The 24058-nt window shown below is 69.9% G+C and carries 21 protein-coding genes; 12 read left to right on the forward strand and 9 right to left on the reverse strand.

Going from position 1 to position 24058, the window contains the following annotated elements:
• Positions 1 to 36 precede the first annotated feature (36 nt).
• Positions 37 to 681, forward strand: a complete 645-nt coding sequence (locus U1F38_RS11130) for a riboflavin synthase (protein ID WP_409987129.1) — start codon at positions 37 to 39, stop codon at positions 679 to 681.
• On the opposite strand, the gene U1F38_RS11135 is transcribed toward U1F38_RS11130, so the two are convergent.
• Positions 624 to 1595: a DMT family transporter gene (locus U1F38_RS11135; RefSeq protein ID WP_409987130.1), complete on the reverse strand. Its 972-nt coding sequence runs from the start codon at positions 1593 to 1595 to the stop codon at positions 624 to 626. The genes U1F38_RS11130 and U1F38_RS11135 overlap by 58 nt on opposite strands.
• Before the next feature lie 146 nt (positions 1596 to 1741).
• On the opposite strand from U1F38_RS11135, the gene U1F38_RS11140 reads away from it, so the two are divergent.
• The 4 genes from U1F38_RS11140 (at position 1742) to U1F38_RS11155 (ending at position 5853) form a co-directional block, all read left to right on the forward strand.
• Complete coding sequence (locus U1F38_RS11140; RefSeq protein ID WP_409987131.1) at positions 1742 to 3130, forward strand: phosphomannomutase/phosphoglucomutase; 1389 nt, start codon at positions 1742 to 1744, stop codon at positions 3128 to 3130.
• Between the two features lie 71 nt (positions 3131 to 3201).
• Positions 3202 to 4536 carry a 3-deoxy-D-manno-octulosonic acid transferase gene (locus U1F38_RS11145; RefSeq protein ID WP_409987132.1) on the forward strand — a complete coding sequence of 445 codons (1335 nt, stop codon included), beginning with the start codon at positions 3202 to 3204 and terminating at the stop codon, positions 4534 to 4536.
• Between the two features lie 152 nt (positions 4537 to 4688).
• Entirely contained in the window at positions 4689 to 5204 is a 516-nt protein-coding gene (gene xrtH, locus U1F38_RS11150; protein WP_409987133.1) for an exosortase H, read from the forward strand.
• Between the two features lie 13 nt (positions 5205 to 5217).
• Positions 5218 to 5853, forward strand: a complete 636-nt coding sequence (locus tag U1F38_RS11155; protein ID WP_409987134.1) for an exosortase H-associated membrane protein — start codon at positions 5218 to 5220, stop codon at positions 5851 to 5853.
• Here the strand turns inward: U1F38_RS11155 and U1F38_RS11160 are convergent, their stop codons facing one another.
• The 7 genes from U1F38_RS11160 to U1F38_RS11190 all read right to left on the reverse strand — a co-directional run bounded on the left by U1F38_RS11160 (position 5854) and on the right by U1F38_RS11190 (position 14746).
• Positions 5854 to 7215 (reverse strand): TolC family outer membrane protein, encoded by a 1362-nt coding sequence (locus U1F38_RS11160; RefSeq protein ID WP_409987135.1) that lies wholly within the window; start codon positions 7213 to 7215, stop codon positions 5854 to 5856.
• 8 nt (positions 7216 to 7223) lie between these two features.
• Positions 7224 to 7562, reverse strand: coding sequence for a rhodanese-like domain-containing protein (locus tag U1F38_RS11165; protein WP_409987136.1), 339 nt, complete (start codon positions 7560 to 7562; stop codon positions 7224 to 7226).
• A 26-nt stretch (positions 7563 to 7588) separates the two neighbouring features.
• Complete coding sequence (locus U1F38_RS11170; protein ID WP_409987137.1) at positions 7589 to 8263, reverse strand: protein-L-isoaspartate O-methyltransferase family protein; 675 nt, start codon at positions 8261 to 8263, stop codon at positions 7589 to 7591.
• Positions 8264 to 8301: 38 nt separating this feature from the next.
• Positions 8302 to 11595 carry an efflux RND transporter permease subunit gene (locus tag U1F38_RS11175; protein ID WP_409987138.1) on the reverse strand — a complete coding sequence of 1098 codons (3294 nt, stop codon included), beginning with the start codon at positions 11593 to 11595 and terminating at the stop codon, positions 8302 to 8304.
• A 95-nt stretch (positions 11596 to 11690) separates the two neighbouring features.
• Positions 11691 to 12830 carry an efflux RND transporter periplasmic adaptor subunit gene (locus U1F38_RS11180; RefSeq protein ID WP_409987139.1) on the reverse strand — a complete coding sequence of 380 codons (1140 nt, stop codon included), beginning with the start codon at positions 12828 to 12830 and terminating at the stop codon, positions 11691 to 11693.
• Positions 12827 to 13483, reverse strand: a complete 657-nt coding sequence (locus U1F38_RS11185) for a TetR family transcriptional regulator (protein WP_409987140.1) — start codon at positions 13481 to 13483, stop codon at positions 12827 to 12829. Before U1F38_RS11185 ends, U1F38_RS11180 begins: the two co-directional genes overlap by 4 nt.
• A 216-nt stretch (positions 13484 to 13699) precedes the next feature.
• Positions 13700 to 14746: a serine/threonine protein kinase gene (locus U1F38_RS11190; RefSeq protein ID WP_409987141.1), complete on the reverse strand. Its 1047-nt coding sequence runs from the start codon at positions 14744 to 14746 to the stop codon at positions 13700 to 13702.
• 96 nt (positions 14747 to 14842) lie between these two features.
• Between U1F38_RS11190 and U1F38_RS11195 the strand changes: the two genes are divergently transcribed.
• The 7 genes from U1F38_RS11195 to U1F38_RS11225 all read left to right on the forward strand — a co-directional run bounded on the left by U1F38_RS11195 (position 14843) and on the right by U1F38_RS11225 (position 22746).
• Positions 14843 to 15418, forward strand: coding sequence for a molybdopterin-dependent oxidoreductase (locus tag U1F38_RS11195; protein ID WP_409987142.1), 576 nt, complete (start codon positions 14843 to 14845; stop codon positions 15416 to 15418).
• A gap of 183 nt (positions 15419 to 15601) precedes the next feature.
• A complete protein-coding gene (gene msrA / locus U1F38_RS11200; RefSeq protein ID WP_409987143.1) occupies positions 15602 to 16138 on the forward strand; it encodes a peptide-methionine (S)-S-oxide reductase MsrA in 537 nt (178 codons plus the stop codon).
• A 47-nt stretch (positions 16139 to 16185) separates the two neighbouring features.
• Positions 16186 to 16554, forward strand: coding sequence for a hypothetical protein (locus U1F38_RS11205; RefSeq protein ID WP_409987144.1), 369 nt, complete (start codon positions 16186 to 16188; stop codon positions 16552 to 16554).
• Positions 16555 to 16729: 175 nt separating this feature from the next.
• Positions 16730 to 18826 carry a TonB-dependent receptor gene (locus U1F38_RS11210; protein WP_409987145.1) on the forward strand — a complete coding sequence of 699 codons (2097 nt, stop codon included), beginning with the start codon at positions 16730 to 16732 and terminating at the stop codon, positions 18824 to 18826.
• 51 nt (positions 18827 to 18877) lie between these two features.
• Positions 18878 to 19318 carry a CopD family protein gene (locus U1F38_RS11215; protein WP_409987146.1) on the forward strand — a complete coding sequence of 147 codons (441 nt, stop codon included), beginning with the start codon at positions 18878 to 18880 and terminating at the stop codon, positions 19316 to 19318.
• Positions 19319 to 19322: 4 nt separating this feature from the next.
• Entirely contained in the window at positions 19323 to 21179 is a 1857-nt protein-coding gene (locus U1F38_RS11220; protein WP_409987147.1) for a hypothetical protein, read from the forward strand.
• Between the two features lie 148 nt (positions 21180 to 21327).
• On the forward strand, positions 21328 to 22746 hold the full coding sequence (locus tag U1F38_RS11225; protein WP_409987148.1) for an MFS transporter: 1419 nt from the start codon (positions 21328 to 21330) through the stop codon (positions 22744 to 22746).
• Here the strand turns inward: U1F38_RS11225 and U1F38_RS11230 are convergent, their stop codons facing one another.
• The gene (locus tag U1F38_RS11230; RefSeq protein ID WP_409987149.1) at positions 22747 to 24045 is read right to left on the reverse strand and encodes a purine-cytosine permease family protein; all 1299 of its coding nucleotides are present in this window, start codon (positions 24043 to 24045) and stop codon (positions 22747 to 22749) included. It abuts the gene before it with no gap.
• Positions 24046 to 24058: the final 13 nt, after the last annotated feature.

The raw sequence follows: 24058 nt of genomic DNA on the forward strand, positions 1-24058 counted from the left end.
GATTTGCAGGGCTTTGTCCTTTGAGGGCCGTCCTCCATGTTCACAGGCATCATCACCGCCGTCGGCCGCATTGCGCAGGTGCGCGATCTGGGCGCAAGCAGCGCGCATGGCAAGCAGCTCGCGATCGAGGCGCCGGCGGGCTATCTGGATGACGTGGGCCTGGGCGACAGCATCGCCATCAACGGCGCCTGCATGACGGCCACGGCTGTCGACGCGGCGGCGGGGCGCTTTGCCATCGACGTTTCGGCCGAATCGCTGGCGCGCACCGCGGGGCTGGACCATGCCGGCCCCGTCAACCTCGAAAAAGCCTTGCGCGCCCACGACCGGTTGGGTGGCCACATCGTGTCGGGGCACGTGGACGGCATCGGCCGCGTGACGCATTTCGCGCCAGTGGGCGAGAGCTGGGACTTGCGCGTGCTGGCGCCGCGCGAGCTGGGCAAGTATCTGGCCTACAAAGGCTCGATCACCGTCAATGGCGTGAGCCTGACGGTCAACCAGGTGCAGGACGTGGACGCGGGCTGCGAGCTGCGCATCAACCTGATCCCGCACACCGTGCAGAACACGGCGCTGCACACGCTGGCGGCGGGCAGCGCGGTCAACCTCGAGATCGATTTGATCGCCCGCTATGTCGAGCGCATGCTCTCGGTTGCTGCGCTGGATGCCGGCGCCGGGCGCCGCTGAAGTGGCAGCTTGACGACCCCGGTGGCCAGCGTGGTGCCGCACAGAACCACGGCGCCGCACAGCAGCATCCAGGGTGTGACCACCTCGCCCAGCAGCGTGGCGCCGTAGAGGATGGCGAACACCGGCACCGTGAAGGTGACCGTGAGCGCGCGTGCCGGCCCCAGCCTTTCGATCAGGCGAAAGTACAGCACGTAGGCCACGCCGGTGCACAGCACGCCCAGCGCGATGACCGAGGCCCAGGCCTTGGGGCCGGGCATGTGCGCCGGCCACAGCAGCAGGGCCGGCACGGCCAAACCCAGCGTGGCACCGATCTGGCTGCCGGTGGCCGTCATCAAGGGGTTCAGGCCGCTCAGGTAGCGGTGGGTGAAGCTGGCAGCCAGCGCATAGCACAGCGTGGCGCCCAGGCAGGCCAGCACGGCCCACAGGCCCAGGCTGCCGTCGGCACCGCCGTCGCCCGCGCCGAGCTTGTCCCAGGCCAGCATGGCCACGCCGACAAAGCCGATCAGCAGCCCAGCGCTGCGCGAGGCGCCCGGGTTCTGGCCCAGCCAGGCCCAGGCGACCAGCGCCCCGAACAGCGGCACGGTGGCGTTCAGGATGGACGACAGGCCGGTGTTGATGTGCAGCAGCGCAAAGCTGAACAGCGCAAACGGAATGCCCGCGTTCAGCAGCCCGCAAAACAGCACCGGCCGCCAGTGGCGGCGCAGCGCGGGCCAGTGGCCGCGCGCGATCAGCAGGGGCAGCAGGAACAGCGACGCGACCGCGACCCGCACGGCGGCCGTGGGCAGCGGGCCGAACTCATGCACCGCCTGCTGCATGAACAGGAAGGACGCCCCCCAGCTCATGGACAGCAGCAGAAAGGGCAAGGCCTCGGCCGCGGGCGAGGGGCTGGCGGGCGGGTGATCGGACGAACTCATCCGGACGAGTATCTCCCAGTCACGCCTTCACGGCGGGGCGGCATTGATGATGAATGGAGCGCGTATTGATGCGCGGTGGTGATCAATCGGGCGCGCGGCCGATGGAGCCTGACTGCGCCGGAAAGCCCTGCCTACAATCCCGGGCCATGCAAGTCATTCCCAGCATCTTCAAGGCCTACGACATCCGCGGCACCACGCCCACCACGCTGACCGAAGCGTTCGCCGAGGGCCTGGGTCTGGCTTTCGGCACGCATGCGCTGTCCCAGGACGAGCGTGTGGTCGCCGTGGGGCGCGACGGGCGCCTGTCCGGGCCCGCGTTGGCGGCGGCGCTGGTGCGCGGGCTGGTCGCCGCGGGCGTGGAGGTGATCGACATCGGCATGGCCACCACGCCCATGCTGTACTTTGCCGCGCACACGCTGTGCGCCAGTGGCATCCAGGTCACGGGCAGCCACAACCCGCGCGACGACAACGGCTTCAAGATGGTGCTGGGCGGGCGCGCCATCCACGGCGATGAGATCCAGCAGCTGCGCCGCATCATGGAGACCGAGTCCTGGCAGCGCCGCCCCGGCGGCTCGGTGCGTGAGCAAGACGTGCTGCCGGCCTATCGCGAGCGCATCGTGGGCGACATCCGCCTGGCGCGGCCGATGAAGCTGGTGGTGGACTGCGGCAATGGCGTGGCCGGGGCGTCGGCGCCGGGCATCTTCCGCGCCATCGGCTGCGAGGTGGTGGAGCTGTTCACCGAGGTGGACGGGCGCTTTCCCAACCACCACCCCGACCCCAGCAAGCCCGACAACCTGCGCGACGTGATTGCCGCGCTGAAAAACACCGACGCCGAGCTGGGCCTGGCCTTCGACGGCGACGGCGACCGCCTGGGCATCGTCACCAAGGACGGGAAAAACATCTTCCCCGACCGCCAGATGCAGCTGTTTGCTCAGGACGTGCTGGCGCGCGTGCCCGGCGGCACCATCGTGTACGACGTGAAGTGCACGCAACGCCTGGGCCCGGCCATTGCCGCAGCCGGCGGCGTGCCGCTGATGTTCAAGACCGGCCACTCGCTGATCAAGGCGCGCATGAAGGAACTCGATGCGCCGCTGGGCGGCGAGATGAGCGGCCACATCTTCTTCAAGGAGCGCTGGTACGGCTTCGACGACGGCACCTACGCCGGCTGCCGCCTGCTGGAAATCCTCAGCCGCTCGCCCGACGCCAGCGCGGTGCTGAACGCGCTGCCCACCAGCTTCTCGACGCCCGAGCTGAACGTGCCCTGCGCCGAAGGCGAGCCGCATCGCCTGGCGGCCGAGCTGCAGGCGCTGGCCGCCCGTGCGTTTGCCAATCCTGCTCAGATCAGCACGATCGACGGCCTGCGCGTGGACTGGCCCGACGGCTTCGGCCTGATCCGCGCCAGCAACACCACGCCGGTGCTGGTGCTGCGCTTCGAGGGCCACACGCCCGAGGCGCTGGCGCGCATCCAGGCCGAGATGACGGGCCTGCTGCGGCAGCTCAAGCCCGATGCGCAGGTGGGCGGCGCGCAGCACTGATTTTCCAAGTCATTTCGTGCTGCAGCCCGCATTAGACAAGCGCAACATGCTTCATGTTCGATAGCTGACGAGTGGCGCCGCTGATCCACGCCCTTTACGACCTGGCCACCTGGGCGGCCCAGCCCTTGCTGCGGCGCAAGCTGCGCCGCCGGGGCGTGGCCGAGCCCGGTTATCTGCATGCAGTGGACGAGCGCTTTGGCCACTACGCGGCCGCACCCGTGCGCCCCGCACCGCAGGCCGGTGCACCCCTGGTATGGATCCACGCCGTCTCGCTGGGCGAGACACGCGCCGCCGCCATCCTGCTGCCCCATCTGCGCGCGCAGTGGCCCGGCATGCGCCTGCTGCTGACGCACGGCACGGCCACCGGCCGGGCCGAGGGTGCCGCGCTGCTGGCGCCCGGCGACGTGCAGCTGTGGCAACCGTGGGACACGCGAGCCGCCACGCGCCGCTTCGTGCAGGCGTATCGCCCGGACATCGGCGTGCTGATGGAAACCGAGGTCTGGCCCAACCTGACGCGGGCCTGCGTGGATGCCGACGTGCCGCTGGTGCTGGCCAACGCACGCCTGTCCGACAAGTCGCTGCGTGGCGCCATGCGCACGGGCGGCCTGCTGCCCACGGCCTACCGCGCGCTCGCCGCCGTGTACGCCCAAACCGATGCCGACGCCGCACGCTTTCGACAGCTGGGCGCGCCGGTGGCGGGCGTGCCGGGCAACCTCAAGTTCGATGCGCTGCCGCCCGAAGCCCTGCTGGCGCGAGGGCGTGCCTGGCGCGCGGCGGCGGGTGGGCGGCCCGTGCTCATGCTGGCCAGCTCGCGCGAGGGGGAAGAGCTCGAATTCTTCCAGCAAATTGGGGCTGCGGCGCTTGCCGGATCGGCGCAGGCAGCTATCAAAAATGAAGTCGATCCGCCCCAATGGCTGATCGTGCCCCGTCACCCGCAGCGCTTTGACGAGGTGGCGCGGCTGGCCGAGCAACGCGGCCTGCGCGTGAGCCGGCGCAGCACCTGGGCCGACGCGCCGGCCCCGGCCGATCTGTGGCTGGGCGACAGCCTGGGCGAGATGCCCGCCTACTACGCGCTGGCCGACGTGGCCCTGCTGGGCGGCAGCTTTGCGCCGCTGGGCGGGCAAAACCTGATCGAAGCGGCGGCATGCGGCTGCCCGGTGGTGATGGGCCCGCACACCTTCAACTTCAGCCAGGCGGCCGAGCAGGCCCTGGCGGCCGGCGCCGCGCTGCGGGTCGTCGACATGGCGCAGGGCGTGAACAGCGCGCTCGCACTGGCCGCGGACGTGCCGCGCCGCGCCACCATGGCCGAGAGTGGGCGGACCTTCGCGCGCCAGCACCAGGGGGCGGCTGCACGCACGGCCGCAGCGCTGCGCGCGTGGGTCAAACCGGCGGCGCCCGGCGCTTGATCTTGGCGAGTGGCGCCTCGCTGCCGCGGGGCAAATGCGAGGTGGTTGGCTTCGGCGCCGCACACACAAGCCATTACACTTGCCGAACGAACGCGGGGCGCCACGGCAATGGCGCGCGCATGCTGGAGCTGGCCCATGCCGAGGGTGATGACTTGAAACGCTTTTTCCTGATCTTTCTGACCGTGCAGGCGGTGCTGTTCGGCATCGAGATGCTCAACCCAGTGCAAGCCGCCGTGGTGCACCCGTGGACCGGCTGGCTGGCCAAGGCCAGCGCGGCCATCGTGCACATCATCGATCCGTCGGTGATCTCGTACGACCGGGTGCTGCAAAGCGCCAAGACGGGCTTTGGCGTGTCCATCGAGGCCGGCTGCAACGGGGTGGAGGCCAGCATCGTGCTGGTGGCCGCCATGCTGGCTTTTCCGTCCAGTTGGGCGATGAAGGCCTGGGGCATCGGCCTGGGCTTCATCGCGGTGCAGGCGGTCAACCTGCTGCGCATCGTCAGTCTGTTCTTCATCGGGCAGTGGAACTTCAAGGTGTTCGAGTTTGCCCACCTGTACATGTGGCAGGCGCTGATCATGCTGGACGTGCTGGTGGTGTGGCTGCTGTGGATGCGCTTCGTGGCCAAGCGCGATCCCCGGCCGGCGCCGCCGTCCGCACCGGCGCATTGAAGGAATCGCCGCCATGCGCACCACGCTGATCGGCCGCTTTCTGCTGCTGTCCATCCTGTGGCTGATCGTGCTGCTTCCGCTGTGGTACTGGGCGGCGCAATGGTTTGCCGCGCCGGCCATCTGGTTGGCCGGTACGGTGATGAAGACCGCCTTCTCGTGGGTGGATTCCTGGTCGCAGGAGGGCGTGACGGCCGTGCTGCACACCTTCGTGCAGGTGCGCGTGCCCGGCGCCCAGGGCGACCGCCTGGGTGAGCTGGCGCCGGAGGCAAGCTACCCCACCTACGGCTATGGCCTGGTGCTGCTGTGGGCCATGCTGCTGGCCTCGCGCACCGAGCGCTGGTGGCTCAAGGGCCTGATCGGCACGCTGCTCTTGATTCCGGCACAGGCCTGGGGCATCTGCTTTCAGTGGCTGCGCGACGTGGCGCTGACCTCGGGGCCCTATGGCGCGGCCTATCTGGGGTATTCACCGCTGACGCTCAACGCCATCGCCTATGGCTACCAGTTCGGCTTCCTGATGCTGCCACCGGTGACGCCCATTTTGCTGTGGCTGGCGTTCAACAAGCGCTTCGTGGCGGCGCTGTGGCTGGAGGCGGCGCTGGAAGAGGCGCCCGAGCAAAAGCGACAGGCGCCGACCCGGTCGGTGGAGTGACTACGGCTTGGCGCTGCTGGCCAGCAGGGCGTTGACGCCTGCGACGTCGTCGCTGGACAGCGCGCCGGCCGCCTGCTTCAGCCGCAGGCCGCCCACCAGCACGTCGTAGCGCGCACGCGCCAGGTCGCGCTGGGTCTGGTAGAGCTGGGTGAGCGAATTCAGCACGTCGATGTTGATGCGCACGCCCACGCGGTAGCCGATCTCGTTGGCTTGCAGCGCGGTCAGGCTGGACTGCTCGGCGGCTTCGAGCGCCTTGACCTGCGACAGGCCCGACTGCACGCCGAAGAAGGCCGCGCGGGTGGCTTGCGCCACGCTGCGTTGCAGCGCGTCCAGGTCCGAGCGCGCCTTGTCTTGCAGGGCCAGGGTTTCCTTGACGCGGTTTTCAATCGCGTAGCCGGCAAACAGCGGCCAGTTCAGCACCACGCCGATGCTGGCGTTGTTGACCCGCGCGCTGGTGGTCGGGGCGGCGGCGATGCCGGGGTTGCCGTCGGGGTAGCGGGTTTGCCCCAGGCTGGCTTGCAGATCGACCGTGGGCTTTTCGGCCGCGCGGGCCTTGTCGGTCTCCAGCCGGGCGATGTCCAGCGCCATGCGCGCCTGCACCACGCCGGGGTGTTGCTCGGCCGACTGGTTGACCCAGCTGCTCACGTCGGACGGCTGCGGGGCGGGCAGGGTGACGGGCTTGGCCAGCGGCAGCGGCTGCACGCCGGCCTGGCCGACCAACTGGTCGAGCGCCAGCTTCTTGACGTGCAAATCGTTCTCGGCGGCGATCTCCTGCGCGACCGCCAGATCGAAGCGCGCCTGCGCCTCGCGGCTGTCGGTGATGGTGGCGTTGCCGACTTCGAAGTTGCGCTGGGCGGCGGCCAGTTGTTGACTGACGGCGGTCTTGAGCGCCTGCACCGAGGCCAGCGCATCCTGCGCGCCCAGCACGTCGAAATAGGCCTGCGCCAGGCGCACGATCAGATCCTGCTCGGCACCTGCCAGGTTGACGCGCGCCGACTCGAAGGCCTGCTTGCCCTGGTCCCAGGCAATGCGGTTGGCGGGGCGGTACAGCGGCTGCGTGCCCACCAAGCCGGCGTTGTAGACGCTGTAGGAGCGATTGATCTGGCTGGTGGCCACGCGGGTGTCCGCCACATTGCGCTGCGCTCCGGCCTGCAGGCCCAACTGCGGCAGCAGGCCGGCACGCGCCTGGTCGGCGCGGGCCTGGGCGGCCTGCGCCTGGGCCAGCGCCGACTGCACACTGGCGTCGTAGCCGCGCGCGCTCTCGTACAGCTGCAGCAGCGATTGGGCTTGAGCGGGCACCGCCCCGGCGAGCAGGGCAGCCAGGGCGAGCGCGTGCCAGTGGCGCGGGGATGTCGGCTTCACGGAGGCTTTCAGTAGCGGGGCACGGCGGGGTCGACTTGCAGCGACCATGCGTCGATGCCACCGGCCACGTTGGCCAGGCGGACAAAGCCGTGTTGTTGCAGAAACAGCGCGACCTGCATGCTGCGCCCACCGTGGTGGCACAGTACGGCGATGGGCTGCTCGCGATCGAGTTCGGCCAGGCGCGCCGGGACGGTGTGCATCGGCCACTGGCGCAACTCGGCGCCGTCGGGCCGGACGCTGGCGACGCGGCATTCGGCGGGTTCGCGCACGTCCAGCAACAGCGGTGCCTGGCCGGCGGCCGCTTCAAGCCAGGCGGCCAGGTCGGCGGGGGTGACTTGCTCGATCATGAATCGGCTGCGGGCGGCGGTGTGATTCAGAAGCGAAAGCGCGCGGGCTCGGGGAAGTTCAGCAGGCGCGGCGCGCAGGTGTCCCAGGGCTGGGTGCTGATGAGGCTGGCGCCGGCGTGCTGCACCAGGGTGGCGCGCATCACGGGCTCGTCGCCCACGATGGCCATCAGGCGCCCGCCGGGCTTGAGCAGATCGAGCATGGATTGCGGCAGCTCGGCCACCGAGCCCGACAGCACGATGGCGTCGAAGGGGCCGTCGCTGGACAGGTCGGCATGGGCGGCGTCCAGGGCGCGCACCTCCACGTTGAGGGCCCCCGCGCGTTGCAGGTTGGCGTGGGCCGTCTGCGCCAGTTCGTTGTCGATCTCCAGGCTCAAGACGCGCTGGGCGCGGTGGCCCAGCAGGGCGGCCATGAAGCCCGAGCCCGTGCCCACCTCCAGCACCTTCTCGTGCTTGGCCAGTTGCAGGTCCTGAAGCATGCGCGCCTCGACGCGGGGCGCCAGCATGACCTGGCCGCGTGCGACGGCGTCCTCGCCGGGCTTGAGCGGCAGCTCCAGGTCGGCAAAGGCCAGCGCGCGGTGCGCGGGGGGCACGAAGTCCTCGCGGCGCACGACGGCCAGCAACTCCAGCACGCGGGCGTCCAGCACGTCCCACGGCCGAATCTGCTGCTCGATCATGTTGAAACGGGCTTGTTCGACGTTCATCTCAAAGGCTCCAAAGCGGTGTTTCAATCAACTTCACATTATCGGTCAGCCGCCGCCGGCTTTTGGCCAAAACGGCGCTTGAGCCAGCCGGCCAGGTCGTCCAGGTAGCAATACGCCACGGGCACCACCACCAGCGTGAGCAGCGAGGAGGTGATGACCCCGCCGATGACGGCCTGGCCCATGGGCGCACGCTGCTCGGAGCCTTCGGACACGGCAAAGGCCAGCGGCACCATGCCGAACACCATCGCCAGCGTGGTCATCAGGATCGGCCGCAAGCGCACGCGGGCCGCCGCCAGCAGGGCCTGATCGCGCGGCAGCGGCGCGTCGTGTCCGCCTTCGCCTGCGCGGCCTTCGCGTGCGCGGATGGCAAAGTCCACCAGCAGGATGGCGTTCTTGGTCACCAGGCCCATCAGCATGACGACGCCGATGATCGAGAACATCGACATCGCCGAGCCGAACATGAGCAACGCCAGCACCACGCCGATCAAGGTCAGCGGCAGCGAGGTCATCAGCGCCATGGGCTGCAAGAAGCTCTTGAACTGGCTGGCCAGGATCATGTAGATGAAGATGATGGCCATGGCCAGCGCCTGCACGGCGTAGGCAAAGGACTCCTGCATGTTCTTGGTGGCGCCGCCAAAGCTGTAGCTGTAGCCCGGCGGCAGGTTCATCCGCTGCAAGGCGGTGCGGATGTCGCCCGAGACCTCGCCCGTGGCGCGGCCCCAGGTGTTGGCGGTGATCTGGATCTCGCGCAGCATGGCGCGGCGGTTGATCTGGTTGGTGCCGGTGCTCTCCACCAGCGTGGCCACCTGGTTCAGGCGCACGATGCGTGGCGTGCCGTCCGCGTTCAGGCCGGCGGCCAGCGGCAGGCGCTCGATGTCGGCCAGCGTGGCGCGGGCCGACCTGGGCAGGCGCACGATGATGTCGTAGGTCTGGTCGTCTGGCGCGCGCCAGTTGCCCACCGTGGTGCCGGCCAGCAGGGTGCGCAGCGGCGTCGCGATCTGCGCGGTGGACAGGCCCAGCTCGGACGCGGCCTGGCGCTTGACATTGACGTCCAGCGTGGGCTTGTCGGGCTTGCTGCTGCTGTCCAGATCGACCAGGCCGGGGATGGCGCGCAGCTGCTCCATCAGGGGCCCGGCCAGGCGCTCCAGCTCGGCCTGGTCGGGCCCTTGCAGCGAGAACTCGATCTGCTTTTGCCCGCCCACCGGCTCCAGCAGGCCGGCCTGGGTGACGGTGATGCCGGGCACCGCGCGCAGGCGTTCGCGCAACACGGCCGAGATCTGCTCGGCGCTGCGCTGGCGCTGGCGGCGGTCCGTCAGGCGGATGTAGATGCTGGCGTTGGTCTTGCCCAGCGCCGCGCCGGTGTTGAGCGTGGCCAGGGTGTAGCGCACCTCCGGGAAGCCGCGGATGATTTCGTCCACCACCTCGACCTTGGCGGCGGTGGCCTCCAGCGAGGAGCCTTGCGGCGTATAGAAGGCGACGTTGGTCTCGGAAAAATCGGCCTTGGGCACGAACTCGGTGCCCAAAAGCGGCACCATGAAAACGCTGGCGACAAAGATGCCCGCGGCAATCACCAGCGTGAGCAGCCGGTGCACCAGCGCCCAGCCCAGGATGACCTGATAGCCCTCGGCCAGCCGGTCGGTGGCATGGTCGAACCAGCCGGTGACGCGGCCGATGGTCTTGTCGTAGAAGGTCCTGGGCCGGTCCTTGGCGCCGGCGCCGTGCATGGCCGGGTCTTCCCACACCGAGGACAGCATGGGGTCGAGCGTGAAGCTGACGAACATCGAGATCAGCACCGCCGCGACGATGGTCAGGCCGAACTCGTGAAAGAACTTGCCGATGATGCCCTGCATGAAGCCGATGGGCAGAAACACCGCCACGATCGACAGCGTGGTGGCCAGCACCGCCAGCCCGATCTCGCGCGTGCCTTCCAGCGCGGCGGTGAAGGCGTTCTTGCCCATGTGCGCGTGGCGCACGATGTTCTCGCGCACCACGATGGCGTCGTCGATCAGCAGGCCCACGCACAGGCTGAGCGCCATCAGCGTGATCATGTTGATGGTGAAGCCGAACACCTGCATGAAAAAGAAGGTGCCGATGATCGAGATCGGCAGCGTCAGGCCGGTGATGACCGTGCTGCGCCAGGAGTTGAGGAACAGAAACACGATCAGCACCGTCAGGATCGCGCCCTCGAACAGGGTCTGGCGCACGTTCTGCACCGCCACGCGGATGGGGCGCGAACTGTCCTGGATGGGCACCAGGCGCACGCCGGCGGGCAGCTCGCTCTGCAAGGCCACGGCCGCGCGCTCCAGCCCGTCCACCACCTCGATGGTGTTTTCGTCCTGAGCCTTTTGCACCGTCAGCAGCAGGGTGGGGCGGCCGTTGTACAGCGCCAGCGTGTCCTGCTCCTGCGCGGCGTCGCGCACGCTGGCGACCTGGCTCAGGTAGATGGGTGATGCGCCGCGCCGCGCGACGATGATGCGCTCGAAGTCGCCGGGCCGCTCCATGCGCCCGTCCAGCTGCACCACCAGCTCCTGCGTGGCCGTTCGCAGCGTGCCCAGCGGCACGTCCTGGTTGTCGCCGCGCACGGCGTTGATGACCTGCTCGGGCGTGACGCCCAGCGCCTCCATGGCGGGCGGGTTGAGGTCGATGTGCACCTCGCGCTTGGCGCCGCCCACCAGGTTGACCGCGCCCACGCCGCGCACGTTTTCCAGGCGCTTTTTCAAGACCTGATCGGCCCAACTGGTCAGCTCGACGGGAGAAACGGAGCTGCCTCGCTCGCCCGCTGCGCGGGGTGCGCTGCCCCCGGCAGAGGAGGGGGTCGCGGCTGCGCCGGCTCCGGGGGCGCTCGCGCCTTGGGTCGGTCCGCCAGCACTTGCGGCGGCCTTGCCTTGCTCCGCCTCGGGCAACACGGCCAGCGACCAGATGGCGCGGCTGGCGGGGTCAAAGCGCAGCACGCGCGGCTCCTTCACTTCCTCGCGCAGCAGCGGGCGCACCTGGGCGACCTTTTCGCGCACGTCATCGGCGGCCTTGCGGCCGTTGATGTGCAGCTGGAACTCGATGACGACGACCGATTGGCTCTCGTAGCTGCGCGAGTACAGCGCGTTGATGCCGGCGATGGAGTTGACCGCTTCCTCCATCTTCTTGGTCACCTCGCTCTCGACGATGCCGGGCGCGGCGCCGGGGTATTCGGTCGTCACCACGACGACCGGCAAATCGACGTTGGGAAACTGGTCCACCTGCAGCCGTGCCAGCGAAAACAGCCCCAGCACGACAAAGGCCAGCATCACCATGGTGGCGAAGACGGGGTTGCGCAGGCTGACCTGGGTGAACCACATGGTGGAGGCGCTTCGATGGATTTTTAAAGAAAATCAGCCGCCAGCGCTTGTGGACAAAGCGCAAACAGCTATCAAAAAATGAGTTGACGGGGTGCTCATCCGGCGGCTTTGCCATCCAGCCGCACGCGCGTGCCTTCGCGCAGCGCGCCGGCCGCGCCGCGCAGCACGCGGCTGCCGGCCGCCAGGCCCGTGACGGCCACCCAGGTCTCGCCGTCGATCACGGCGCGCTCGCCGGGCGTCACTGCGCGGTGCACCACGCGTGCCGCGTCGCCCGTGCCTTCGACCAGCTGGACGTAGGGCGCGGGCTTGTCGGTGCGCACGCTGGACAGCGGCACGGCCAGCGCGCGCTGCTGGCCCACAGCCAGGGTGCCCTGGGCAAACAGGCCCTGGCGCAGGCCCGGCTCGGGCTGCACGGTCAGGTACACCGTCACGCCACGGCTGCCGGCCTGGGCGCTGGGGTTGATGCGCGCCACCGTGGCCGGCACCGGCGCGCTGGCGCCTTCGATGCTCAAGCTGGCGCTCTGGCCGACGCGCACCGCCACCGAGTCGGCGGGGCTGAGCGTGGCCTCCAGCTCCAGCTGGCTCAGATCGACGATCTCGACGATGCGCGCGTCCGGCGCCACGCGCTCGCCCGGCTGTGCCAGGCGCTGGGCGATCTGGCCGCTGATGGGGGCCTTGAGCACCGTGTCGTTCACGGACTTGCGCGCCACCTCGGTGCCGGCCTGCGCGGCGCGGGCGGTGGCGCGGGCGGCGTCCAGGCTGGCGGCCGAGGCATCCAGCGCGGTGCGCGAGATGAAGCCCTCATCCACCAGCGCGCGGTTGTTGTCGTACTGGCGCTGGGCAATGGCCACCTGGGCTTGCGCGGCCTCGGCCTGGCGCTGGGCCTGGCGCATGCGTTCGTCGTATTCGGTCGATTCCACCCGCGCGATCACCTGGCCGGCCTGCACGCGATCGCCCTCGCGCACCGTGAGACCGATCAGCTCGCCCGGCACGCGCGCCTTGACGAAGGCCGAGCGCACGGCGCGCAGGCTGCCCGAGATCGGCAGGCTGATGGTGAGATCGCGCAGCTCGACCGGCGCCACGTCGAGTGCGCGCAGCTCGATCACGGGCGCGGTGGCCGACGCCGCCTGCGTTTGCTGGGCGGCCTGGCGCGCGCGCAGGCCGCGCCAGCCCAGGGCGGCCGCGGCCAGCACGGCCAGCGCCACGATGAGCCAGATGAGGTTTCGGCGGGTCATGGGGTCAGGCCGCGAATCAGCAAATCCGCGTGCAAATCGATCAGGGCCATGGGTTGGTCCTCGTGGGTGTAGGGGCAGCAGTGCCCCAGCGTCAGGCGCCAGGTCACCATCTGCACCAGCGGCGCGACGATCAGGTGCACGACGCGCGGCACGTCCACCGGGCGGAACTCGCCGCGGTCGATGCCGCGCTGCACGATGCGGCGCAGCAGCTCGTGGCTGGGCTGCACCACCTCGTCCTGAAACCACTGCGCCAGCTCGGGGAAATGCGCCGCCTCGCTCAGCATCAGCTTGGTCAGGCCCGCAGCGGGCGTGCCGCCATACAGCAGCCACCAGCGGCGCAGGAATTCGCGCAGCAAATCGGCGCTGGGGCCATTGAAGCCCTCCAACTCGCGCAGCGCCTCGGCCAGGTGGCGACTGGCGTTTTCGCGCACCACGGCCTTGAACAGCTCTTCCTTGCTGGCGAAGTACAGAAACAGCGTGCCCTTGGACACGCCGGCGCGCGCGGCCACTTCCTCGACCCGGGTGGCGGCAAAGCCCTTTTCGACGAACAGGGCCAGCGCCGCGTCCAGCAGCTCGCCCGGGCGCGCCTGCTTGCGGCGGCTGCGGCGGGCGCGCTCGGGCGCGTCGGCGAGGGCGGGGCTGGTGGGCTGCATTTAATGACCGGTAGGTTATTAAATGTACCCGAAGAAATCCGGCTGGCACCCGCATCAGAGCCTGAGAGGCCATTGGCCGCGCCCGAAAGGCGCGTCAAAACACCACCAATCGAGGCGCAAAACGCAGCCATAGCTCGGGCTATGGCGAGTATTTGCAACGAAGAGTGGCGGTGTTTTGGCGTGCAAGGCGGGCATGGACAATGGCCTCTCAGGCTCTCAGGCCACCAGCGGCGGCTCCTCGATGGCCTCGGCCTGCGCACGCAGCAGATCGATCTGGCCGCGCCAGTAGGCCACGCTGCCGAAGTCCGGAAAGGCCAGCGGAAAGGCCGGGTCGCTCCAGCGCTGCGCCAGCCAGGCGCTGTAGTGGATCAGGCGCAGCGTGCGCAGCGGCTCGATCAGCGCCAGCTCGCGCCGATCAAAAGGGCGCACCTGCTCGTATCCGTCCAGCACCATCACCAGCGCGCGCTGGCGCTCGGCGCGCTCGCCGGGCAGCAGCATCCACAAGTCCTGCACCGCCGGGCCGCTGCGGCAGTCGTCCAGGTCGACGAAGTGCGGGCCGCCGCCGGGGCGGTCGGTGGGTGTCCACAGGATGTTGCCCAGGTGGCAGTCGGCGTGCAGGCGCACGCGGGCGATGGCGCTCGATTGCCCATCCATTGTGCCGTTGGCCGGCTCTGACAAAGCGCTGCCAGCTATCAAATCGATAACATCCTGGCTGGCGTCGGCCCATGCGCGCTCCACCTCCAGCGGCAGGGCGCCGTGGGCCAGCAGCCACTGGCGCGGAGCCACGCCGTAGCTGGCCAGGTCGACCGCGGGGCGCTGCGCGAAGCGCTGGCGCGCACCCACCGTGTGCAGCCGGGCCAGAAAGCGGCCGATCCATTCCAGCGTCTCGTCGTCATCCAGCTCGGGCGCGCGCCCGCCGCGCCGGGGGCTGACCGAAAAGCGCAGCCCGCCGTGGCCGTGCAGGGTGCGGCCATCGATCATCAAAGGGGCGACCACGGGAACGTCGCCGGCCGCCAGCTCCAGCCCAAAGGCGTGTTCCTCCTCGATCTTCGCCGTGCTCCAGCGCCCAGGGCGATAGAACTTGAGCACCACGGCCGGGTGCGTGCTGGCCAGCGGCGTGCCGGGCTCCAGGGGCGCCAGGTAGACGCGGTTTTCGTAGGAGTTGAGCGGCATCAGCCGCCCGTCGCCCATCAGGCCGATGGCTGCCAGCGCGTCCTGGACGAAATCGGGGGTGACTGCGGCAAAGGTGTCTGTATCGGTCATGCAGGCATTGTCGGCGCCGCCGGTCGCGTACCCGTGGCATGATGGATTGCAGCTTGGCGGCGCATTCGGCGCGCTGGGCAGAAGAAGGGATCGAGCATGGACAAGCGTCATTTTCTGGGTGCGGCGGCGCTCGCGGGTGCGTGGCCGGCCACGGCGCGGGCGGCGCGTGCGTCGGGTGGCGCGCCGGGGCTGCTCACCGTCAGTGGCGCCGTCGCGCGCAGCAACCGCGGGCCGTTCGACCCTGCGCTCGACCAGTTCATGGGCAAGCACGGCGTGCGCTTTGACACGGCCTTTGTCTTCACCAGCGCGGCCTTGCGCCGCCTGCCGGTCCAGACCATCAAGCCCACGCTGGAGTACGACGGCAAGGTGCACACGCTCGCCGGCCCGCTGCTGACAGACGTGCTCAAGGCCGCCGGCGCGGACGGCGCGGGCGAGCTGCGCCTGGGCCTGCGCGCAGTGGATGGCTACGTGGCGCCGGTCACGCTGGCGGAGGCGCGCGCCTGGAAGATGATCGTCGCCCTGAGCCTGGACGGCGAGCCCCTGGCATTGGGCGGCCTGGGCCCGCAATGGGCGGTGTATGACGCGGATCGCTTGCAAGCGTTCAAGGACAAGCCGCTCAAGGAGCGCTTTGCCGCTTGCCCCTGGGGCGTGTACAGCATCGAAGTGACATGAACTCCCCCCTGTGCCGCTTCGCGTCTTCCCCCCTCTCTCTGCGGGAGGGGAGACAACGCCAGTGGCCGGCGCAGGTCCGGCCACGGCGTTTGCTGGCGTGGCCTGCTCCGCGGCCTTTCGAAATCGGAGTATGGTTGCCGCAGCCTGTGCGGTGTAAGGAATGAATCCGGATTGGAAAGTGACATGAGCGCCAACGAAACCATCGTGCTGGCCGGCGGGTGCTTCTGGTGCACCGAGGCGGTATTCAAGGAAGTGCGCGGCGTGCTCGACATCGAATCGGGCTACAGCAACGGCCAGGCGACGCAACCGACCTACGAGCAGGTCTGCACCGGCCGCACCGGCTGCGCCGAGGTGATCAAGCTGACGTTCGATCCCGCGCAGATCGGCCTGCGCCAGGTGCTGGAGATATTCTTCTTGGTGCATGACCCGACGCAACTCAACCGCCAGGGCAACGACGTGGGCGCGCAGTACCGCAGCGGCATCTACTGGCTGACGCCCCCGCAGCAGGCGTTGGCCGAGGACATGATCGCCGAGATGACGCGCGAGAAGTACTACGGCGCGCCCATCGTCACCGAGGTGCTGCCGCTGTCCCACTACTGGCCGGCCGAGGAATACCACCAGGACTTCTTCGAGCGCAATCCCGAGCAGGCCTATTGCATGGCCGTGGCCGCGCCCAAGGTGGCCAAGTTTCGCAAGACCTTCCGCGAGTGGGCGCGCTGAGACCACCGGCTTCGGGCGCCCCGGCCCGCTCCGCTACAGTGCGGGCCGTGCGCCGCCTTCGTCTCAACTGCTGGATCGGGTTGCTGCTCGCCTGCATGATGGGCGCGCAGTGGCTGGCGCTGGCGCACAGCGTGCTGCATGCGCGCGGCCTGGCGCAGTGGGCGCCGGTGGCGGTCGTGGACAACGGGCGTCCGGCGCATGCCGGCTGGATCGAGCGCCTGCTCGGCCGCCACGACGACCCCGGCGCCTGCAAGCTGTACGACCAATCGGCCGGCGGCGATCACGCCCCCGCGGTGGCCGTCGCCGACCTGCCGGCCTTGGGCGCACCCAGCCCGGCACCCCGCTGGGTGCAACGCGCCTGGGCGGCGCGCCTGGTGCCGCATTTCAGCGCGCGCGCGCCGCCGCTGGCCGCCTGATCTCGCCTCACTCCTGAACCCGGCGCGCCGCCCTGCGGCAGCTTGCGTCCGTCCTGGCGCTTTTGGGCGCTACCGATGGCGCCCTCGCCGTGCTCGCACAAATCCCCTGCGGTTTTGGCGCCGGCTGCACATGCGCCGCCGGATCGGCCTCCACCCGAACCTTGTCTTTTCAATCATGAAACTCAAAGCCCCTCACCCGCGCCCCCGCTGGCGCACCGCCGCCCTGTGCGGATCGTTGGCGGCCACGCTGACCGCGCTGGACGCCCGCGCCCAGGATGCGCCGCCGCGCAGCGATGCCACCGCTGCGCCCACCCTGTCCGAAGTCACGGTCACCGGCAACCCGCTGGGCGCCGAGCAAATCGTTGCCCCCGCCAGCACGCTGTCGGGCGAGAACCTGCTGCTGCAACGCGCGGCCACGCTGGGCGATACCTTGCGCGAGCTGCCGGGCGTGTCCAGCTCCTACTTCGGTCCCAACGCCGGGCGGCCGTCGATCCGCGGGCTGGACGGCGACCGCGTGCGCATCCTGCAAAACAGCGGCGCGAGCTTCGACGCCTCATCGCTCAGCTACGACCACAACACGCCGATCGATCCGCTCGCCATCGAGCGTGTCGAGGTGCTGCGCGGCCCGGCTGCGCTGCTGTACGGTGGCAGCGCCCAGGGCGGCGTGGTCAACGTGATTGACAACCGCATCCCGCGCGAGCCGGTGGCCGGTCCCGAGGGCGGCGTCACCGGGCGCGCCGATGCATCCTGGAGCAGTGGCGATGCGCAAAAGGCCGGTGCCGCCTTGATCGAGGGGGGCAACGACCGCTACGCGCTGCACGTCGATGCCTTCGCGCGAAATGCGGGCGACACGGCGGTGCCGGTGGCGCTGGAGTGCACACGGCCCGGCTCGCCCGCGCTGGCCCGGCGCATCTGCAACTCGGCCAACCGGGCATCGGGCGGTGCCGTGGGCGGCACGGCCTTTTTCGACCGCGGCTATCTGGGCGCATCGCTGGCCGGCTACCGCAGCGACTATGGCACCGTGGCCGAGGAAGACGTGACCATCGGCATGCGCTCCACCCGCGCCGCGCTGGAAGGCCTGTGGCGCAACCCCGGCGGCCTGATTGAAAGCGTGCGCGGCCAGTTCAGCCATGGCAACTATCGCCACACCGAGTACGAGGGCAGCGAGGCCGGCACGGTGTTCACCAACCGCGGCAACGAGCTGCGGCTGGAGGCGCGCCACCGCGCGCTCGGGCGCCTGCAAGGCGTGTGGGGCCTGCAGTGGGAGGGCAACGAATTTTCGGCCCTGGGCGAAGAGGCCTTTGTGCCCACCAGCCGGACGCGAACGGCGGCGCTGTTCGCCCAGGAAGAACTGGGTACCGACTGGGGCAAGTTGACGTTTGGCGCGCGTGCCGAGCAGGTGCGCGTGCGCTCGCTGGGCAGCGATGAGACGGACCGCTTCACCACCGGCACGCGGCGCTTCACGCCCGGCAGCGGTGCCGTGGGGGCGCTGGTCAACGTCGCGTCCGGTTGGCAACTCACCGGCAACCTGGCCTACACGCAGCGCGCGCCCAAGGACTCCGAGCTGTTCGCCAACGGTCCGCACCTGGCCACCGGGGCCTGGGAGCAGGGCAACCCGGGTCTGGGGCTGGAAAAATCCGCCAGCATCGATGCAGGCGTGAAGTGGAAGGACGGCGCGCACCGCTTTGCCCTGACCGCATTCGCCAGCCGCTATGGCAACTACATCGGTCTGCTGCCGACGGGCGCCACGCGCGAAGGCGATCTGCCCGAATACGTCTTTACCGGCGTCAAGGCGCGCTTTGCCGGGCTGGAAGCCAGTGGCACGGTGCGCTTGCTGGGGCAGCAGGGCGTGTGGCGCGGCGCGGGTGGCGGGGAGGGCACTTCGGTGCTGGACCTGGACCTGCGCGCTGATCTGGTGCGCGCCACCAACACCAGCACCAACCAGCCGCTGCCGCTGATCGCGCCAGCGCGCGTGGGCGCCACACTGCGTTGGGCCGACGGGCCATGGGGCGTTCGCCTTGGGTTCGATCACAGCATGGCGCAGCACCGCGTGCCCGAAGGCAACCGCGTCACCGCCGGCTACACCCTGTGGAACGCCTCCGTCACCTGGCGCCAGAAGCTGGGCCGCGCGCAGTTGCAGTGGTACGCACGGGTGGACAACCTGAGCAACCGCCTGGCCTACAGCGCCAGCTCGATCCTGACGCAAAGCGCCTTCGGGCGTGCGCCGTTGCCGGGGCGCAGCCTGCGCGTGGGGGTGCAAGCGACGTTCTGAGTGCATGGGGCATCCCCGATAATCGGATCGGCCTCATTGCCGATCCGATGCATGTACGCGGTCATTCTCTTTTTGCACGTTCTGGGCGCCACCATCTGGGTGGGCGGCCACCTGGTGCTTGCCGTGTGCTGGCTGCCGCGCATCGTGCGCGAGCGCGCGCCCGAGCAACTGCTGGCCTTCGAGCAGCGCTTCGAGCGCCTGGGCATGTCCGCGCTGGCGCTGCAGGTGGTCACGGGGGTGTGGATGGCCCACCAGCTGGTGCCCGACGTGGGCCAGTGGCTGCACCCGCAGTCGCCGCTGGCGCATGCCATCGCGCTCAAGCTGGGGTTGCTGCTGGCCACCGCCGCCGTGGCCGTGCATGCCCGCCTGCGCGTGCTGCCGCGGCTGACGCCCGCCACGCTGCCCTTGATGGCCGGACATGTGCTGGCGGTGACGGCACTGGGCGTGGCGTTTGTCGCCGCCGGTGTCGCCTTGCGTTTTGGCGGCTTCTGAGGCGATGGTGCAAGACCTGAACGCCGACGCGACCGGCCGCGGCGTGCGCTGGGCGTGCGGCGTTTTGGCGCTGGCCATCGTGCTGACGCTGGCCGCGCTGTCGATCGCGCTGTGGCGCGGCGGCGAGCGTCCGCTGCTGCTGGCGCCGGCCATCGGCGGACTGAGCGACTGCCTGGACTTGGCCGACCCCGGCGCCCCGCTGGAGGTCGCGTGCACTGGCGCCCAGGGCTCGGCCGCCGCCCGGGTGGAGGGCATCCTGTCGGCTCTGGGGCCGCGCCAAAGCCCGGACGGGCGCCTGCAGGTCGGCTACACCCTGGTGGTGCCGCTGCTCAACCTGTTTCGCCCCGACGCGCAGGCGCCCGGGGGCTGGGCGGTCGATGGCACGGCGCTGCAGCGCATCGCGCGCACCGTGCAGGGCGTGGACCGGCCGGTGGTGCTGTACCTGTTTTCGTCGCATTTCTCGGAGCGCGCGCCGATCGAGCCCGAGCTGGCGCGCGATGCGGCCAACCTGGCGCAAACGCCGCAGGGGCCGTTGCCGGTGGACCGGTACATGGGCGTGCCCATGTACCCCTGGAGCGTGGCGCGGCTGGACAACCCCATCACCGAGCGGCGCGACGAGGCCATGCGCGCGGTCAGCGGCGCGCTGTGCCAGTTGCCCGCGGCCGCGCGCCAGCGCCTGGTGGGCATCAACCTGCTGGGCGAGACGCACCAGCTTTATCCCGACTTTGAAACCGGCATGGGCACCGACCGGCCCTATGTCGTCACCGACTACTCGCCCACCTCGCGCGCCGGTTTTGCCGCCGCGCTGCGCCAGCGCTTTGGCACGGTGGCCGCGCTCAACGCCTATCTGGGTTCCAGCTTCGGCGACTTTGCTGCCGTGCAGCCGCCCTCGCGCGACATTCACCGCGAGCGGCTGGACAACTTCTGGCAGCACATTGACGACGCGGCGGCGGGCCGCGTGGCCGTGAGCGGCTGGGTGCACGACGGCGCGCGGCCCGCGGGCCAGTCGCCCTGGGTGCGCATCTACCTGGACGGCCAGTGGGTGGGCCGCGTGCAGGCGCGCTTCGTGCGGCAGGACGTCGCCCAGGAGCGCCCCGAGCTGGGCACGGCCCGGCTGGGCTGGCGTCATGACTTGCACTTTGCCGGCCTGCCGCTGGGGCGCCACCGCCTGGACGTGGCGCTGGAAGGCATGGACGGCCGCCTGCAGCACCTGGGCACGCGTCACATCAACGTCATGGGGCGCGACCAGCGTCCGCCCGCGGCGCTGCCGATGCGCATGGAGCTGCCGCCCATGGCGCCGGTGTCGCCGCAGGTGGCTTTCTGGATCGACGCGCCGGCCGACGAGCGCGCGCTGTTCTACAACCCGCTGGTGCCGCTGTGGGACGACTTTCGCGCCCGCCAGGTGGTGGCCTACCTGGAGCACTTCGACCGCCTGCTGGCCACCACCTGCCTGGCCGACGTGCCGCGCCGCACGCAGCAGATCTACCCGGCCGAGAAGGCCGGCTGGGACGCCAGCCGCTTTGCCGCCGGCCAGTCGCTGTTGCCCTTTGGCCAGGTGCATCTGGGCATCAACCTGTACGGCGAGGCCACCGACGACGCGTCCTTCTTCGACTGGCTGGCCCGCTCGCGCCAGCCGGGCTACAGCGTGACCGAGTTTCATCCGCTGCGCGGCTTGAATGCGGATGAATTGGGCCAGGTGTTTGACGATCATCGCCAGCACGGTGCCCGCACGCTGTCGTTCTTCCTGCATCCGGTCGCGCCGGGGCGCGAGCCCGCCAATCCCTTCGCGTTTGATCCGAACAATCCGCAGTTCGGCTCCGACCGGCTTTACCAGTCGGTGCGTGAGCTGATGCGGCGCTGATGCCACAAGCAGTGGCTCACCCTTCAACGGAAGTTGAAACCGGATGGGGCCGTTCGGGTGGCCATGGGTCGGCCCGTTTGGGCGCCGGGGCGCTGGCCGCCAGGCCACGTCGAGAGCAGGCATCGTGAACTGCCGATATGCTTGCCGAGTGCCCACCGCCGCCCGCAGCAACACCGCCCATGCGCTCGCATCACCCGCGGCGCCACCCGTCCGGCGCGTGCTGGTTGTCGGCATCGTCGCTCTGGCATTGATGATGATGTCGATCGACTCGACCATTGTCGCCACCGCCTTGCACGCCCTGCAAACCGGCCTGGACACCTCGATCATCTGGGCCGGCTGGACACTGACGGCCTATTCGTTCGGCTTCGTGCTCATGCTGCCGATCTCGGGACGGCTGAGCGAGCGCTTTGGGCGCCGGCGGGTGTTCATGGGGTCGGTGGCGGTGTTCACGCTGGCCTCGCTGGGCTGCGGCCTGGCCAAGGACATCCATGTGCTGATCGCCTTGCGCGTGTTGCAGGCGGGGGGTGGTGCGGGGTTCACGCCTTCGGCTACGGGCATCATCGTGGACCACTTTGGCGACGCTCGCGATCGCGCGGTCAGCCTGTTCGGCAGCATTTTCCCGATCGGCGCAATGATCGGCCCGATCTTTGGCGGGTTGTTCGTTACCTACTGGTCCTGGCGGGGCGTGTTTTTCGTCAACGTGCCGATTGGCCTGCTCATTTTCGGGCTGGCCTGGCGCTTCATCCCGCGCGATCCGCCCAAGGATCATCCGGCGGGCCAGACCATGGATGGGGTCGGGATGGGCCTGATGGGCGTGGCGGTGCTGGCGGCCATGTTTTCCACCAACGCCCTGGGCGCGCCGGCAGGCGTTGCCGGGCCCTGGGGCTTTTGGGCCCTGCTGGCTGCGGCGCTGCTGGCAACGGGGCTGTTTGTGCGCCACGTGCAGCGTGCGGCCCAGCCCTTCATCGCACCAACGCTGATCTGGGGCGCGGGCTTTGGCCCGGTCAATGGGGTCAACGCCATTTTTGGGGGCATGACGATTGGCGCGGTGGCGCTGGTTCCGCTGTATGCCGCCAACCGCTATGGCATGAACGCGCTGGCCGCCGGCACGCTGCTGATTGCGCAGGGCGTGGCCGCCATCGCGCTGTCGCTGGCGGCCACGTGGGGGCTGCGGCGCAGCGGCTACCGGCGACCGATGTGGGTGGGCGCTTGCGCCATCGTCGCCGGGCTGGGCGTGCTGGCCGTGCATCCGCCGGCGGCCATCGGGCCCTATCCGTGGCTGCTGGGCGGGGCGTTTCTGGTGGGTGCGGGCATTGGCGTGGTCAACCCGGCCAGCCGCAATGCCGGCCTGCAACTGGCGCCGCGCAGTGCGTCCACGCTGGCTGCACTGCGCACTCTGTTTTTGCAGTTGGGCACGATCGCCACGGTGGCCATCACCACGGCCGTGCTTGCCAAAGCCCATGACCCGGGGCAGATGCAGGCTTGGGTCTACGCCGGGCAGGCGGTGCTCTTGCTGCTGGCGCTGCCCTTGATCCGCCGCGTGCCCGAGCACCGCGGGGCCTGGTGATCAGCGCGCGCCGACAGCCGGCGTCTGCGGACCTTGCGGCAAAGCGCGCATCAGCAAACCACCCATCAAGGTGAACACCAGGCAGGGCAGCGCCGAACCCCACTGCGGCCAGTAGATGCCGCCCAGGTGAAAGCAGGCGATGCCGGCCAGCCACAGCAGCGCTGGCCCCCAGCGCACGCCGGCGCGCGCGGGCAGGGCGCCAAACGCCAGTTGGGACAGCACCACGCCAAACAGCGGCACGAAGACGGAACTGAGCAGCAGCAGGAAGGGCTCCAGGCTGTGAATGGGCAGCACCAGCGCCGCAGCGGTGGCCAGAGCGGCCAGAGCCACGCCCAGGCGCCGAATGGTCCAGCGCGAGCGCGACAGGAAGTGCGCCGACACTGCGCCCGAATGCACGTCGCCATAGGCGTTGTCCACCTCGTCGATCAGGATGAAGCCCAGGGCGATCAGCCCGCCTTGCGCCAGCAGCATGGTGGCCATCAAATCCGCATCGGCCGGGGCCGTGGCCAGCACCACCACGCCCAGCCCATAGCACCACAGGTTGGCCACGGCATAGCCCAGCCAGGTGCCGCCCAGGGTGCCGCGCGCGCTGCGTCCATAGCGGGCGTAGTCGGCCACCAGCGGCAGCCACGACACCGGCATGGCAATCACCAGGTCCAGCGCCTGCAGGGCCGTCATGCCGCCCGCGCCGGGCTTGTGCCACCACGCGGCAAAGCCCTGCGCGGCCAGCCGCTGGCCGAACTGCCAGCTGAGCCAGATCAAGGAGAGCACCACCAGTGGCAGCCCGAAGCGGCTGACAAAGCGCCGCACCAGACCCACCATCGAGCCGGCGGCCAGGGCAAACAGCAAGGCGCCCCACAGGAGGGTGATGGCATAGCCGGACCACGCCGAGCCCAGGCCCATGCGATGCAGCAGGGCCGCGCTGCCGTCGCGCATCACCACCAGCTCGAACGCCGTCCAGCCCAGCAGCTGCAGCACGTTCAGGCCCACCGGCAGCAGCGCAAACGAGCGCCCCAGCGCCGCGCCGATCAGTGCCGAGCTGGACAACCCGTGGCGCGCGCCCAGCGATGCCACCCACGCCAGCAGGCCCGCACCCAGCAGCGAACCTGCCACGATGGCCAGCAGCGCGTCGCGCGCCGACAGCGCCGGCATCAGGCTGGCGCCCACCTGCATCACCAGCAGTCCCACGCCCATGCTGAACCACAGCGCCGCGTGGTCCAGCACGCCAAAGCGCCGCTCGTGCGCGCCAATGGCCTGGGCCGCGCCGTGCGCGGTGTCGGATGAAGAAGGGTTTGCCATCGGTGTGCTCCGT

Source organism: Ottowia sp., from assembly GCF_046348305.1.
GTDB lineage: Bacteria > Pseudomonadota > Gammaproteobacteria > Burkholderiales > Burkholderiaceae_C > Ottowia.